This is a genomic window from Dyadobacter sp. HNCC25DJ187, from assembly GCF_056895255.1.
This window is the reverse complement of record NZ_JBXHAT010000001.1, coordinates 616,501-630,572: the sequence shown is the minus strand read 5'-3', so window position 1 is coordinate 630,572 and position 14,072 is coordinate 616,501. Positions and strand designations below refer to the sequence as shown.

Annotated in this window: 14 protein-coding genes, 3 tRNA genes and 1 pseudogene; 8 read left to right on the top strand and 10 right to left on the bottom strand. The window is 39.0% G+C overall.

All coding sequences use genetic code 11. The features are described 5' to 3' along the window. Positions 1-8: 8 nt before the first annotated feature. Together AC1XUE_RS02565 and AC1XUE_RS02560 are read left to right on the top strand one after the other, a co-directional pair. Positions 9-302 carry a chaperone modulator CbpM gene (locus tag AC1XUE_RS02565; protein ID WP_483354364.1) on the top strand — a complete coding sequence of 98 codons (294 nt, stop codon included), beginning with the start codon at positions 9-11 and terminating at the stop codon, positions 300-302. A gap of 102 nt (positions 303-404) precedes the next feature. Beyond that, positions 405-1,637, top strand: coding sequence for a DEAD/DEAH box helicase (locus tag AC1XUE_RS02560; RefSeq protein WP_483354363.1), 1,233 nt, complete (start codon positions 405-407; stop codon positions 1,635-1,637). 48 nt (positions 1,638-1,685) lie between these two features. Here the strand turns inward: AC1XUE_RS02560 and AC1XUE_RS02555 are convergent, their stop codons facing one another. Together AC1XUE_RS02555 and AC1XUE_RS02550 are read right to left on the bottom strand one after the other, a co-directional pair. After that, entirely contained in the window at positions 1,686-2,117 is a 432-nt protein-coding gene (locus AC1XUE_RS02555; protein WP_483354362.1) for a CHRD domain-containing protein, read from the bottom strand. An 83-nt stretch (positions 2,118-2,200) separates the two neighbouring features. Beyond that, the gene (locus AC1XUE_RS02550; RefSeq protein ID WP_483354361.1) at positions 2,201-2,815 is read right to left on the bottom strand and encodes an SH3 domain-containing protein; all 615 of its coding nucleotides are present in this window, start codon (positions 2,813-2,815) and stop codon (positions 2,201-2,203) included. A gap of 357 nt (positions 2,816-3,172) precedes the next feature. Here AC1XUE_RS02550 and AC1XUE_RS02545 point away from each other — a divergent pair. The 3 genes from AC1XUE_RS02545 to AC1XUE_RS02535 all read left to right on the top strand — a co-directional run bounded on the left by AC1XUE_RS02545 (position 3,173) and on the right by AC1XUE_RS02535 (position 3,551). Continuing rightward, positions 3,173-3,245: transfer RNA gene (locus tag AC1XUE_RS02545), tRNA-Lys, on the top strand. An 80-nt stretch (positions 3,246-3,325) separates the two neighbouring features. Then, positions 3,326-3,398 (top strand) — tRNA-Lys (locus tag AC1XUE_RS02540). A gap of 80 nt (positions 3,399-3,478) precedes the next feature. Then, a tRNA-Lys gene (locus tag AC1XUE_RS02535) sits at positions 3,479-3,551 on the top strand. A gap of 736 nt (positions 3,552-4,287) precedes the next feature. On the opposite strand, the pseudogene AC1XUE_RS02530 reads toward AC1XUE_RS02535, so the two are convergent. From AC1XUE_RS02530 to AC1XUE_RS02515, 4 genes and pseudogenes are all read right to left on the bottom strand, one after another. Next, a pseudogene (locus AC1XUE_RS02530) lies at positions 4,288-5,067 on the bottom strand (recombinase family protein); the annotation flags it as partial. A 62-nt stretch (positions 5,068-5,129) separates the two neighbouring features. Next, on the bottom strand, positions 5,130-5,300 hold the full coding sequence (locus tag AC1XUE_RS02525) for a hypothetical protein (protein ID WP_483354360.1): 171 nt from the start codon (positions 5,298-5,300) through the stop codon (positions 5,130-5,132). 467 nt (positions 5,301-5,767) lie between these two features. Then, positions 5,768-6,091, bottom strand: coding sequence for an FISUMP domain-containing protein (locus AC1XUE_RS02520; RefSeq protein ID WP_483354359.1), 324 nt, complete (start codon positions 6,089-6,091; stop codon positions 5,768-5,770). Between the two features lie 9 nt (positions 6,092-6,100). After that, entirely contained in the window at positions 6,101-6,322 is a 222-nt protein-coding gene (locus AC1XUE_RS02515) for a hypothetical protein (RefSeq protein WP_483354358.1), read from the bottom strand. A gap of 153 nt (positions 6,323-6,475) precedes the next feature. Between AC1XUE_RS02515 and AC1XUE_RS02510 the strand changes: the two genes are divergently transcribed. The 3 genes from AC1XUE_RS02510 (at position 6,476) to AC1XUE_RS02500 (ending at position 9,747) form a co-directional block, all read left to right on the top strand. Further along, entirely contained in the window at positions 6,476-7,672 is a 1,197-nt protein-coding gene (locus AC1XUE_RS02510) for an AbiH family protein (RefSeq protein WP_483354357.1), read from the top strand. 496 nt (positions 7,673-8,168) lie between these two features. Further along, on the top strand, positions 8,169-9,068 hold the full coding sequence (locus AC1XUE_RS02505; RefSeq protein ID WP_483354356.1) for a hypothetical protein: 900 nt from the start codon (positions 8,169-8,171) through the stop codon (positions 9,066-9,068). A gap of 136 nt (positions 9,069-9,204) precedes the next feature. Continuing rightward, positions 9,205-9,747, top strand: coding sequence for a hypothetical protein (locus AC1XUE_RS02500; RefSeq protein WP_483354355.1), 543 nt, complete (start codon positions 9,205-9,207; stop codon positions 9,745-9,747). Between the two features lie 366 nt (positions 9,748-10,113). On the opposite strand, the gene AC1XUE_RS02495 is transcribed toward AC1XUE_RS02500, so the two are convergent. Genes AC1XUE_RS02495 through istA form a run of 4 tightly spaced genes read right to left on the bottom strand, consistent with a single transcriptional unit; the run spans position 10,114 to position 13,819 of the window. Continuing rightward, complete coding sequence (locus AC1XUE_RS02495) at positions 10,114-11,028, bottom strand: IS3 family transposase (protein ID WP_483354354.1); 915 nt, start codon at positions 11,026-11,028, stop codon at positions 10,114-10,116. Between the two features lie 5 nt (positions 11,029-11,033). Beyond that, on the bottom strand, positions 11,034-11,426 hold the full coding sequence (locus tag AC1XUE_RS02490; RefSeq protein ID WP_483354353.1) for a hypothetical protein: 393 nt from the start codon (positions 11,424-11,426) through the stop codon (positions 11,034-11,036). 22 nt (positions 11,427-11,448) lie between these two features. Next, positions 11,449-12,198: an IS21-like element helper ATPase IstB gene (istB, locus tag AC1XUE_RS02485; protein ID WP_483354352.1), complete on the bottom strand. Its 750-nt coding sequence runs from the start codon at positions 12,196-12,198 to the stop codon at positions 11,449-11,451. 58 nt (positions 12,199-12,256) lie between these two features. Beyond that, the gene (gene istA / locus AC1XUE_RS02480; protein ID WP_483354351.1) at positions 12,257-13,819 is read right to left on the bottom strand and encodes an IS21 family transposase; all 1,563 of its coding nucleotides are present in this window, start codon (positions 13,817-13,819) and stop codon (positions 12,257-12,259) included. Positions 13,820-14,072 lie beyond the last annotated feature (253 nt).

Genomic DNA, 14,072 nt, shown 5'->3' with positions numbered 1-14,072 from the left:
GTATAGCAATGGATAAGGATCAGCTGATTGCCACTGAGAAGTTCTGTGTATACTATAGTGTGAGTAAGCCTTTTATGGAGTCGTTGATATCGATAGGGATGATTGAGACTGTCATTGTCAGTGATGTTAGCCACCTTAAAATTTCTCACTTAGGTCAGATTGAGAAGATGATAAGATTGCATGAGGATCTCGGTTTAACCCCGGAGGGTATTGAGATTATCCATGCTTTGCTTGAAAAAATAAGCGTTCTCAACGAAGAGGTGATGACACTGAAAAACCGCGTCAGATTCTACGAGTCATAAGAGCATTTGGTCATAATCTGTAAAATGCCCGGCTACAACCGTATCTTTACGGTCTTATTTATTATATCAGGCAAATAGAAAATGCCTGTAACACCTGTTTTTATGAAATTTGAAGATTATCGCATTGCAAGCGAGATAAAGAAAAACCTGGCAACTGCAGGATTTAAAAAACCGACTGATATTCAGTTTAAAGCTATTCCAGCTATTTTAAAGGGAGAAGACGTACTTGCTATTGCGCAAACAGGGACTGGAAAGACAGCAGCTTTTGCCATACCTATAGTAGATATTTTGAATGCCAGAAAGGTTTCATCGAGAGCTGAAGGCATCAGGTGTGTAGTGATGGTGCCGACCAGGGAACTGGCTATTCAGATTACAGGTGTTTTTGAAAAAATCGCAAAACATACCAAAGTAAAGGCATTTAGTGTTTTTGGAGGCGTAGAACAGGGTCCACAAATCGCTCAGCTTGAAAAAGGTATCGATGTACTTATATCTACGCCTGGCAGAATGTTCGATTTGGTGAGTCAGGGACATATCAAGTTGAATCAGGTGGAGATGCTTGTGTTGGATGAGGCAGATCATATGTTGGATTTGGGCTTTATCAAAGATATACAGGACCTGGTGAAGCATTTACCTAAGAACAGACAGACTATGTTTTTCTCTGCAACCATTAACGAGAAAATTAAGAAGCTTGCTTATTCTTTGGTTCGAAATGCAATTCGGATTCAGATATCACCGAACAATCCGGTGGCACGAAATATCACTCACTCCGTTGCATTTGTCGGCATGGACGACAAGCGGTTTTTTCTTGAAAGGATTATTAAAGAAAACCTGGAAAGTAAAATACTGGTTTTTGTAAGAACAAAAGTTAGAGCGGAGCGGGTCTGCAGCGCGTTGGAAAGGATGGGATTGAAAAGTGCTACATTACATGGAGACAAGGAACAGGCCGATCGTTTGATTGCTTTAAATGAGTTCAGAAGTGGGAAGGTTAAAGTATTGGTTGCAACAGATGTAAGTTCGCGTGGAATTGATATTGCGAATGTCGACTATGTGATTAATTATGACTTGCCGGAGCAGCCGGAAAACTATGTTCACCGTGTCGGACGAACGGGGCGAGGCACTCAGAAAGGCTTGGCAGTGTCATTTTGCAGTCCTGAGGAAAAAGCTTTACTCGAAGAAATTGAAATGTATTTGGATAAGCCTGTTGAGGTCGTTAAAATAAGTCATCAGGATTATTCTGAGACGCTAGACTTTACCGCAGATACCACTTATGATCTGAATGCTTTGATGAAAGAAGTGGAAGATTACGAAGGTAACAGGAAAAAGAAGAAGAAATAAACGAAGAAAGGGGCATTATTGCCCCTTTCTTCGTTTGAACCGTTTTATTTATTCGACTGGTAAAATCTGTCCACGGTATTCCTTTGTAGGATCAGCGGCAGTTGTAATATTTACATAAAGCTGACCAATAATCAAAGCAGTCACTTCAACATCTGAAAGCGCACGTGTTTTACCAGTGACCTGTGAGGATGAAAAACCTGACAAAGGGAATAAAGCAGATCCTCTCTCCCATGCCGGATCCGCACGGTTAATGGCTACCGCTGTAGGTGTAACTCCACTGTAAGAAATGTTATAAGTCAATTCTTTAGTTACTTTGTTGTATTCAAAAGCACCAGTACCTACGGCTGGCGAAACGTTAATTGCTGCTGTAAATTTCACAATATCATCTTTGTGAGGTCCCTCCTCTTTGCAGGACATGATTGAACCCATCACGGCAATACTCATCATAAACAGTAAAAAACTTTTCATCGGCTTTTTCATACATCAATTAATTTAAAAAAAGTTAACCCTTAAAACTAAAATATAAACTTGTCAGTTACAAAAATAATACCAGCATTGATAGATCATATACTGAGTAGGTCATTTTTACGTATATAAACGATTTTGTTATTCCAAATTACCCTGTTCCAATGATCGACCGTACCAAACAGTGTAAGTTTATGACCTTTTTTTACCACATCTACTACCCCGGATGCAGATGATGGCTCCTCCCGGAGAAATGTATTGTCATTTGCGATCACAGCAGTTTTATATAAAGACGGTGCATTAATCATTGCCAGAATAATTAGGAGGTACACCAATGTGGAAGCTTTATGAATCCATAAGATGGACTCGTGCCGCCGCGTTTTCAACATCATGATAAAAACGATGTATGCGCCCAAAGTTAGGAGCAATATCGGAATGTACTCACCATATTTGCGATAAAAAATGATAAAGTAGTTATAATCGTCGAACTCATAGCCAGTTAAATTTTGCTCTTTCGCCAAATTATCCATTTTTTCGAAAAGAGAACGTGAGGGTTTTGTAAGAGCTAGTTTGCTAAGGTAGTAAAGGCAGGATGTGTAGTTATTTCTCTTTTCAGAGAGAAATGCAAGCTTTAAAAGCAGGTTAGGATTATTTTTTTCGTTGTCCCGAAAATTTTTTTTGTATAAAATTTCTGCTTCCGTATACTTGGCCATAGCGAACAGAGAATCAGCAGATTTTAACTCTCTTAAACCAGCAGAAACTGCCGGGTTTTGGAAACAAAAAAGGGAAGTCAGAAGTAATATTGACAGTTTTTTATTGAACAGAATTTGCATTATACTTTTAAGAATTCTACTTTTGCATCGCAATTAAGGAAAACGCAACGGCTAATCCAACAAATTGTAACATTCATTGAAATAAGAAAAATTAAATAGTGTAGTTCTGGATTACAGCTCTACATTACTTCCCTGGCTCATTTGGTAGAGCAATACATGTCAGCACAACCGGCAGTGTAGAGGTAAGGGTTCAAGGCCCTTGGGACAGACAACTGCATTGGACAGTAAGCCAATAACGATTCCGTAGCTCAGCTGGTAGAGCAATACACTTTTAATGTATGGGTCCTGGGTTCGAATCCCAGCGGGATCACAAGTCTGAAAGTTGATAATATATCAAAATCAGAATAAGGTATAAACTGAAATCGAACAGTTTTAAAATAAATCGGTAATGATTCCGTAGCTCAGCTGGTAGAGCAATACACTTTTAATGTATGGGTCCTGGGTTCGAATCCCAGCGGGATCACAAGTCTGAAAGTTGATAATATATCAAAATCAGAATAAGGTATAAACTGAAATCGAACAGTTTTAAAATAAATCGGTAATGATTCCGTAGCTCAGCTGGTAGAGCAATACACTTTTAATGTATGGGTCCTGGGTTCGAATCCCAGCGGGATCACCTGATGGGATAAATCTGAAAATAACAGATTTGTCCCTTTTTTATTTCCAGATAACTCACTGTTTTTCTGATAAATAAGATTGAGCACTTCATTAATTCTGGTGGTTCGATGTTGCACACCATCAAAAGTGAGTTTTTCCGGGAAGATCGAACCAAGAATCTTTCGCTTTTCTTCAATATTGCCGTTTTCATAAAGCAAATCGAGTCCTGAAAGGTTTTTTAAGGCTTTTTCAAGTAGAACACTAATTTCCTTATCCCTTCCTTGAAGGCTGTTCAATTTCTTTTCCAGCTCCTCAGTTTTGGTGGCTGATTCCTCCTTAACCATCTTAAAGTCCGATTCATCCAAATCTCCGTCTATCTTCATGATCCTTGCCTTTTGCATGCGGATACCAATACTATCCAGTTCAGACAGTATCTGCTTACGGTCGGTTTCCTGATGTTTCACTTTTTGCTTCAAGTCATCCGTGATGGCTTGGGTGAATAGTTCTATCCTTCCGGGTTTCGGTATCAATTCTCGCAAGTCGTGCAGTAACCTTTCGTTTGCTAATTGGGCTTTAAACCTCACTTTGCAGGCCGCAGAACAGTGGTAATAGTAATAATAGCCACCATTCCCCTTCGAAGCGCTTCCCGTGAGCATCCTGTTACACTTTGGACATTTCAAAAAGCCACGTAGTGGTAAATCTTCCAGCGAACGAATTTTAGGCTTTTGGTTTGAATTTCGTTTTCGGCCATCCAGTGACTGTTGTGCCTGCTCAAAGAGCGACTCCGAGATAATTGTTTCATGAACACCCGTTACAAAATAACCAGTTTCATCTTTGTAGGGAGGGATAAAGATTTTCCCGCAGTACACCGGATTACGAATAGCAACCCAGAAATTATTTTTACTACTTCTAAGCCCTTTTTGTCTTGCCATCTTCCAAATCTGCTCGGTGTTATAAGTTCCGGCAGCAATTTGTTCGAAGACTTCTAGCATAATTGGCGCATTAACAGGGTGTGGTGCAATATGTTTTCTTCCCTCTGGCGTTATCCTGTTGATATATCCAATAGGTGCTGTAGCCATCCAGCGGCCTTCTTTTTTTGCACGCCTCATTCCGTGAAACACATTTAATGCCCTTCGGTCATTCTCTACCTCCGGAGCTGCCAGATAAACTGCCAGCATCATTTTGTTCTCAGGAACAGATAAATCCAAAGGCTGCTCAATTGCCTGGGGTTCCGCTCCCAATTTGCCCAGAAGACTGATCATCTGATAAGCATCGCCCGTATTGCGGCTAAAACGATCCCATTTTGTAAACAGGATCAATCTTGGCTGCCGGGATTTTCTCAGGTGTGCAAGAAGGCGTCGCCAGGACGGGCGTTCAAAAGTTTTGGCCGAATAGTCTTCAATAATGACTTCGTCGATTTCGATGGATTGCAGTTGACAGTGCCGCCTGAGCCTTTCTTCCTGATCTCTTTGGGAGTAACCTTTGTCAGCCTGCTCATCGGTACTGACCCGGATATATAAACATGCCTTTCTCATCTTTAAAAAATCGATTAATGGAGTAATAATTATTCGATTAAAATCAGCAACTGTAAAAAAATCTAACTTTTGGTATTTCTAAGATACTGATTTACTGCGATTCCGGCAAGTAAATTCACCATTTCTAACATCCTTTTTGCCTCTTGGACGGTGACAATTTCATGATGTCTTGCCAGTATTTTAATAACCATCTCCGGTGTCATTCCTTTGCTTTCCTTATGCTCCTCTTCCATATCCCACTGTCTTTAACGTTAAACAAGCCGGAAACTAGGAAAAGACGATTTGTTGAGCGTTCCAAAGGATCCCGCCGGAATGAAAAGAATCTTTTTTATTGTAACGCAGATGGAAGTAATGCTATTTATCTTCAAAGAGCCTGAAAGTTCATGATTGATAGTCTTTAAAATAGCATAGCCCAGCGATGTGCTCAGGGCCATCGCTTGCTCCAATCGAAGAAAAAATGACGGGGTTTATCCCCTTGGCTGCAAGGTCAGTCTGCGGTTTAAGGAGCTGCATTAAGCCGGGGGCGCCCAGCCGCGGTAAATAGCGGACTATTCTTGCAGCCGTCATTTTTGCTTTGTAACTTTCGTCGCACTGACTGATAACCTGTGCGGCTGATACCTTGATTTGAGCTTTAAAATAATTGCTTATACTGCCACCGGGGCGCCTTTAGGAAAATATAGGCTAGTGCTGCAGTAGCAGGTCAATATTGCCACGGGCTCGCGTAGAGAGTTAAGGCATGTTCAAATCTTGCACGCCTCATGAATGTAGCACAAGATTCAAGTCTTAAAATTTTAACAATTGAAAAGTCAAGTTGGCTGGCACTGGCGGGAAACAAATTGATATGATCGAACCCACTGCTGTTAATACCGTTACCCTCTTCATTCCAGCTTTGGACGCTTTTTAGAGCTTTGCCAGCCTTTTCCGTACCGCCAAATTGATTCACTAGCATAGACCACTCGCTATCCGTTGGTAAATGCCAACCGCTGGGATTGGCTTTTTTCGCTGCCTCCCAATTGCAAAGCAAGCCAAACTATTAACGACCATTCTCATTGTCATTATAAGCATAGCTACCTTCAACTTTATAGTTCAGGTTTTGTGCCATCCATTTAACGGTTCTGCCCGTCAAAGCTTCTTTAAAGCTGATCGTTTGATACGTTTGACCATTGCGCGAGTCAGTGAAGGCGCTAGTAGATTGGGCAATTCCCACCTGTGTGAAAAACAGGGTAGCAAGTATTGTAAAGATGTGGTATTTCATCTTTGTAGTTTAAGGTTATTTTTGTCATTATAAGAATTACCAGCTGATACTAATCTACTTAAAGTATATTAAAAAGCGATCTTTTGTGCAAAGTAAACATAGGAGAAATGTATCTTTGAGTTATCTTCCTTCGTCATTGACTAGAACTTCAACATGAATAGAATTGTTATTTTGGGAAACGGCTTTGACATAGCACATGGGCTTCCGACTAGTTACCGCAACTTCATCGCACATCTTCAAAAAGACTTTGTCGATTTTGTAAATGTTAGTAGCCAAGAATGTATTCCAAAAGAGCATCTCCTTTTTTATTTCACCCCGGCTGATGCTATACGTATTAATGAAGCAGAACCCTCTTATGTAGTTTTTAGACGTAATAAAGAAGTAATCAAGTGTTGGGGCGATTTAGAGGCCCAAGTATCTATAAGGTACAATGGCAATGATGTGTGCAATGCGCAGTTGTCTTTCAATAATTTACTGCTTGGCTATGTTTTTATTAGCTCAAGCAGTACCACATGGGGAGGATTTGAAAATGACTATAAGGATGTTCTTACAAGAATTATGCAGGGCAAACCTGACAACGGAAAGGGCATCATTCCCAAAAATTATACTGCCAAAAATTTAAATGATGACCTAAGGCAGATAGTTGACCTTTTGTACAAATATTTGAAAGACCAAATAACTATTCCCAAGACATTAGATAATAAGGTTCTATCAAGGTTGCTTACCAAACCAATTAGAAAATCAAGGATGGATAGCAAGCATGTTCTTAGATATGGAGAAATTCCAATTATTAACAAGCAAGAAGAGACTGACAAATTAGAAAACGTCTTATTTCTCAGTTTCAACTATACCGCAACAATACAGAATTATCTATTCAAACAGGAGAATTTTAAAGCAATAGACAATTGTAACTTGGATTATAACAGTAGGAACAGAATTACGACCTCATTAAGGTACATACATGGAGACCTTGATGACGACAGCCCGGAATCATTAATATTTGGTTATGGTGATGAGCTCGACGAGAATCAGGCCATTCTTGAACGGTCAGACGATGAATTCTTAAAACACATTAAATCAGTTTTGTATACTCGAAGCCCATACTACAGGGAAGTTATTGATTTCGCAGATGCAGATCAATTTGATATCGTAATTTACGGTCACTCATGTTCTAATACTGACCGAACACTTTTAAATGCGCTATTTGAACACGAAAACTGTGTTTCAATCCAGCCATATTTATATGACCAAAATGACCCGTCAATTTATATAAATATTTATCGTTGCTTCAAGGATAAACAGCTAATGAGGAGGAGAGTGGTCGATCAAACGAGCACTATTTGTGGATAGTCATTGCATCCATATATCAAATCAATACTTTGGACTAGAACAATTGGCGTATTTATGAAATCGTTACGAGATCGAGTTGAAGTCGTTCCTTGGTTTGATGCGTTATTATCTAAATTTCTTACAATGCGTAATGATCTGATTCATGATGTTGAACGAAATTTTGGATTTGGTGTCAATTCGGAGGAAGAATAATTAGTAGCGTCAACATACCTTAATAAGCGCTTAGATTATAATAAAATCAAACAAAATACTATGTTTGCCTTAGGAAGGGCTTGGCAGCTTCATAAAGAAATTATTTTGCCACATTTCGATGCTAACCAGGACTTTATGAAAGGCGTTGATCACATGGTTGTTCCATTGATTGATCAAGTTTTATTATAAAAAAGGGACAGTAGCATTTTTATAATAGTCTCCATTCAGGATCCATTAGAAACATTCGTTATACGTTTACATCTTGAAATTGTGTCAGAAAAGGAAACAACAATTCTATTCAATTATGCAAAATATTGACTATAAAATATTTTACTCAAGCTATGCTGACGACTACCATATGTATAAGTTAGCAACCCTAAATTCGATATTAACAGATATTCCAAGGTTTGAAAAAGAATTTTTGCGAACTACGATTACAGGTACTAACGAAAGTAGATATACTAGATTTCTAAAATCGGAAATTAGAATTACCTGTTTTCATGCAATTGAAACTCTATTTGAGTTAATATTTGCGCTTGAACCTCGGGGTAATGATTTACAAGATGAAAAACTTATGCAGAATCTTAGTACAGCTAATTTTAGTGTAAACTATGATAAAATTGTTCGAATTTCGAATGATATTAATGAATTAAACTTTCTTGATTCGATTTATGCTGGTTTAGGCAGTTCTCCCGCATGGCTATATGTTTTTTACTTTGGATTTACTTTAGAGAATAGGGATTCTGATACTATTAATGAATTTCAAGAATGCAATGATGCTATTAAGATATTTATCAAATCTATCGCTGAAATATTCAGCAACAGGGCCGAATACAATGCATATAAGCACGGTCTACGAATAATGAATACAGTTACAGAAATTTCTCTTGGTTCTGGTTTGAATAATTCTTTGGTTGAGTGGGATATGAGTGATTCCATGTCAATATATTCTGTGGAAAAGGACAATAAGAAGAAACCTATTGCGGAAATTATTGATGTTTTGATATTTGATACACGTAGAGATATGGAGATTATTCGAATCTGCTCTCTTTTAATTCAAAACATTATTGGCCACCGTCGAGCGCATTATTTATCCCAATATAGTGCTCCATTTTATATGTTTACCCAAGTGGCTATTAAAGATAGCCTTCAAAATACTGCTATTGAAGGTGGAATGCAATTCAGAAATCCAATAAAGAATTAGCTATCAGATTAATACATAAATTTTGGCAAAAAATCTCAATTATATCATGCCCCTCTATAATTCAAGAATTTTTAATTACTATGATCTAAGCTGTAAAAAATACATTCATCAATTTAGTAATCCCAACAATTTTTTGATGGAGCTTCGAAATGATTTTGATTTTATAATTTGTTACCATTCGACGAAAATTAGCACCCAAGAATCATCTTCTATTATGGAGCATGGATTATTAAGGAGTGATAACGAATTATTACAAGTTCTTGCCAATAATAGATTCGTAAGTTCTTCTGATGCTGTTTCAACACAATCGGAAACCAAAGCCTTCATTGCTGATTACTTTCTAAAAAATGAATCAGATAGAGAAATAAATTTTGTAATTGATCGAAAATTGTTTCGAGAGTCTTACCAATATCTCTTATTTGGTCCAGAGTCATTGTTACCATTGGCCGATTGCCTTTCTCGAAAATTTAGTAAAAGGTATCGTGATAGGTTATTAATGTATGGTGAAAGTACTATTATTACAACAAAGGTACCTGTCGAAATTGTCCAGGATATATGGATCAGTGGAATATATGAATATCATATGGAGGAGGGCTTAGATTGTTCTTTAGTAATTCAAAATGATCTTGCTCCTGAATACATACTTAAAATTGAAACTGTTGAAAGATGTAAGCGGTAACTAACAATGCACCAAAAATGGAAATTAGGAGTGCACCAAAATTGGCAACAGGAATGCACCACTTTGGCAAATATACATGGGTTAATTTTGGGGTTCAAAAAAAGTCTTTGTATCGTCCTAAAAAAAGCTTACAGTTTCGATTGATAATCCTGATTAAATCTTACGCTACTTTTTAGTAATCCTACCATAATCTTACACCTAAATTTTCTTAATACTGTATTTACTTTACAAGTATAATGTAAGCCATTTGCCAATCTAAATTTATAGTTAAAAAAATCTCTATTGGCTTTGAACATTGCTTCTTGTAATCCCCCCACAAGTAAAACGGGGGGTTATAAGAAGCAATGTGGACTTCGAATTATACCTTCATGCTTCAGTTGCCTCGGGTACGTCTTTCCTTTTCCTACGATAGGTCTTCCAGCGCTTTAATAACTGTCCTTCGCGTTCGTGAGCTTGTTCAGGAGTTAAATAATCCAGACTCGCGTGTGGCCGTTTGCCGTTGTAAATCTGAATAATTTTCGAAATAGCCTTAGACGCTTCCTTGTGATTCTGATAAACCCGCTTTGGAAAAAATTCATTCTTTATGATTCCATTTACCCGTTCTGCAAGTGCATTGTCATATGGACTACCACTCTGCGTCATACTTATCGCAATATTCTCGTTGCCCAAAATACTTACATATTCCGCAGAACAGTACTGAATTCCTCGATCAGAATGATGAATTAGAAAATAGGGCGAATCACACTTTCGTCCTTCGACTGCCATTCTTAACGCATTGATACAGCCAACTGCCTCTAATGTTTGGTAAAGAGAATAACCTACGATTTTTCTCGAAAATGCATCTGTTATCAGACTTAGATAACTGAATCCTTCAAGAGTTCTTATATAGGTTAAATCACTTACCCACAGCTGGTTTGGTCCTGTCACCTCTAATCCCTTGATTAAATTAGGATACTTTTTTAGCCAGTGATGAGAGTCGGTAGTCTTTACCATACGCTTCCTTCTACGGATCAACAGACCATGAAAACGTAGTAGTTCGAACAATTGATCTCTTCCGATTTTAATACCATGTTGTATTAAATCAGGCACTAATAGGAAAAGAAGCTTTCTAGTTCCAATGAAAGGAATGTTGCTTCTGTATTCTCGGACTAAAGACAAAACGAGCATGTGAGCTATTGATGTTTTCTTTTCATGCTCCGCCGCATCGTAATAAGCCTGACGGGTGACACCAAACAGTTCGCAAAGACTTCCGAGGCTTTCTTCCGGATGTTTCTGCCGCATCCTTTTTACCGTTTGGTACCAGGCTTTTTTCTGATCTTAATATGAAGTTCCTGTTCACTTACTTCGATCATAGTTTGCAGTCCGCTGATCTTCAGGTTTGCCTTTTCAAGTTGCTTCGTTAAATCCTGGACTTGTTTGGCCAGAATTTTGGTCTTTGAATTCTCAGTCATTTTGTCAATTGCTTCTGCTGCCACTTCTCGTGGCTTAACATTAAACGAAGAAAATTCTACTACCCATGCGCCAACAGTCTTTCGATTTAAACTGTATTTTCGAGCAGCAGCCCTCTGACCAATTAATCCGGAATTGATTTCATGAACAATCTTCTTCTTTTCGTTATCGCTCAATCTTTCATAAGGTTTCCGAGTTTTCACAGTAACTTTTTTCTCTTTTGCTTTCATCCTTTTTTGCTTTTGTGTAAAGCTATTTCAGGACAATACACTTTCTGTTTTTCATTCGGTAACTTTTTCCACTCATACTGATCACGTCGCATCTGTAAAGCAATCGGTCCAGTAAAGCCGTTGCAAGCACTTCGTCATCCAGCATTTTGGCCCATTCCGTTGCCATTTTATTGGTTGTAATAATAAAACAGGTTTTCTCGTAGAGCAGGTTGATGAAGTTAAACAATGAGACCGCCTGACTTTTTTCTACTGGAAAGAGCATGATATCATCAATGACAATCAAGTCAGCCTTTATAAGCCTCTTATAATCAGCCAAAGCAGACCCTGTCAAGTCTTTCATCTTGAGAATACTTATCAGTTCTCCCATCGTTTTAAAATAGGCCTTGTATCCTTTTTCAATGGCGTCTGCACACAGACCGGCAGCTAGGAATGTTTTTCCTGTTCCGGAAGGTCCAAGAAGCATCAGATTAAATCCCTGGTCCAGCCAATTAAGTTCTCGGAGTTGATTCAGACGCGTTTTGGGTACTCCGTTATCAAAAGTGTCATCATAAGCATTCAGGTCACTTGTTCTTGGAAGTCCGGCCGCTTTTCTGCGTCTTTTTGCATCATTTTCCTGCCTGTGCCTGGACTCAGCATCAAGCAGTTGGAATGTAAATTCGATATACCCACTATTTTGTTTTTCGGCTGTGCTGATGATTTCATCAAGGCCGCGCTGCATGCCGGCTATTCTAAATTGCCGGCAGTAGTCAATAATCTGTTCTTTTTTATCCATTGTTCTGATTGGTTTAAGTCCACCAGGATTTACGGGACCCTGGTGGACTGGTGGTTACTTATTGATTTTCTTGTTTTAAAAGATTTTGATAATCATCGATGGAACTTTTATCAGGCTGTATTAAAGCATTTTGTGGCACTTTTCCATTTAACGGGTTTAGGGGTATTATTTTCGGGTCTGCTCTTTTCTCTTTTTTCTGCATTCCGATAATGCTTTTAAAGTCCGATGCCCGGCTGATATGGTTTTCAAGACAGTATTCCAGCACCTGTCCCAAGGTTTGAGCATCCAGGTCCACTATGCTGCTTTTGATCACAATCAGTTGATCGCGGACATATCGAGGCTTTTCTGACTTAACTATTTCGAGCCATTCCAACGCTTTCTGCTGATCAGGGAATAAAGCTGCAACCTGCGTGATCATTTCATGGACGGCAATGCTTTTATCCCTGTTATGGTCAGTTTTAAGCACTTTTTGTCCTCTACCGGCGGCGATTGTGTGGCTGCATATTTCCTGATTACCCTCTGTAGAACTGATAATTAATCGGGAATCTTCCGTTCTTACACACACCTGTGTTTGTTTGCCCTTAAAGGTGCCAATCGGTAGTGAATAGAAGTTTCCCTTGTAAGAGATTGTATTATCTTTTCTGACAGCGTAAGTGGAAAAAACGACTGGCTTGAAAGTATGTGCCCGGTAGGGTTGCAAGAAGCTACGCTCGATGATGTGTTCGACATAAGGCATTTTTCGCGTCACAGCATGTGGCAGTGAATTAGCGGTCCGTCCAAGCCAGCTCATGGCTTCGCTATTCAGAGTCTCAATGTTGTGGTAGGTCCGATTGTAAAGGAAATTTTGTTTGATATACTTGACCAGATTTTCCACCTTTCCCTTACTTTCTGGATCGGATTTTCTACAAAAATGAAGAGAGAAAGACTGTTCCCTGGTGAAGGCGCGGAATGCGGCTGTAAGGATGATATCGCCACCGTTTTCGCTGACGATAAATACTTTATCCTGATCATAAACGATCTCGTCAGGAACACCTTCTATATACTCAAAAGCCTTCTCATGAGCTATGATCGCCAGTTCTGATGTAAAGTAGCGATCTGTAAACCAGACATATTTAAACCTGGATCGAGACAGGATCATCGTGAAGAAGAATACCTTCGCCCTGGTGCCAGATGGGCTTCGCATATTGTACTCACCAAAGTCTACCTGGGCCTGCTTTCCATATGGAAGCTCGTCGACCATTTGATACTCGCGCTCGGTACTTGTTACCGGAATCTGATGTTTGTCTCTGACCCAGCAAACAAAATTAAACACCGTTTTTTGCGAGACTGCCGGTAAGTCATCAAAGTGCTCTTTAAGCCAATCATGCATTTGGGCAGCCGAAGTGTCCTGGAACTTTTCCAGACGCTCTCTGACGAAGTCTTCATACGGAAGTAGGATCTTTTTACGATCCGCCTGCTGGATCAAAAAAGACTCGTACTCCTGTTCGCTCATGTTAAGATACTTGATAACCGTGCGCCGGTTCAGTACCAGGTAACTGCTGATGTGCCGGACGGACAGACCTTCACGGTGCATTCGGTGGATTTCGAAATAAGTCATAAATTTGGCTAAATACACATTCATAAATGCCAGGGTTGGTAAGCCGGCAATTTAGGTGTAGAAAGCTTTGGGGGCATGCCCCCAAAGCTTTCTATCTGGTGCATTCTTGTTACCAATTATGGTGCACTCTTATTTACCAATCGTGGTGCATTGTTATTTACCGATCACAAAAGACCGAAAGATATTTATAATATGTTATCCATTAATTGATAATGACCTCTAAAAGCCAACATAAATAGACTCAAAAACTTGTATATATTACTGAAGGCTTTCAAAA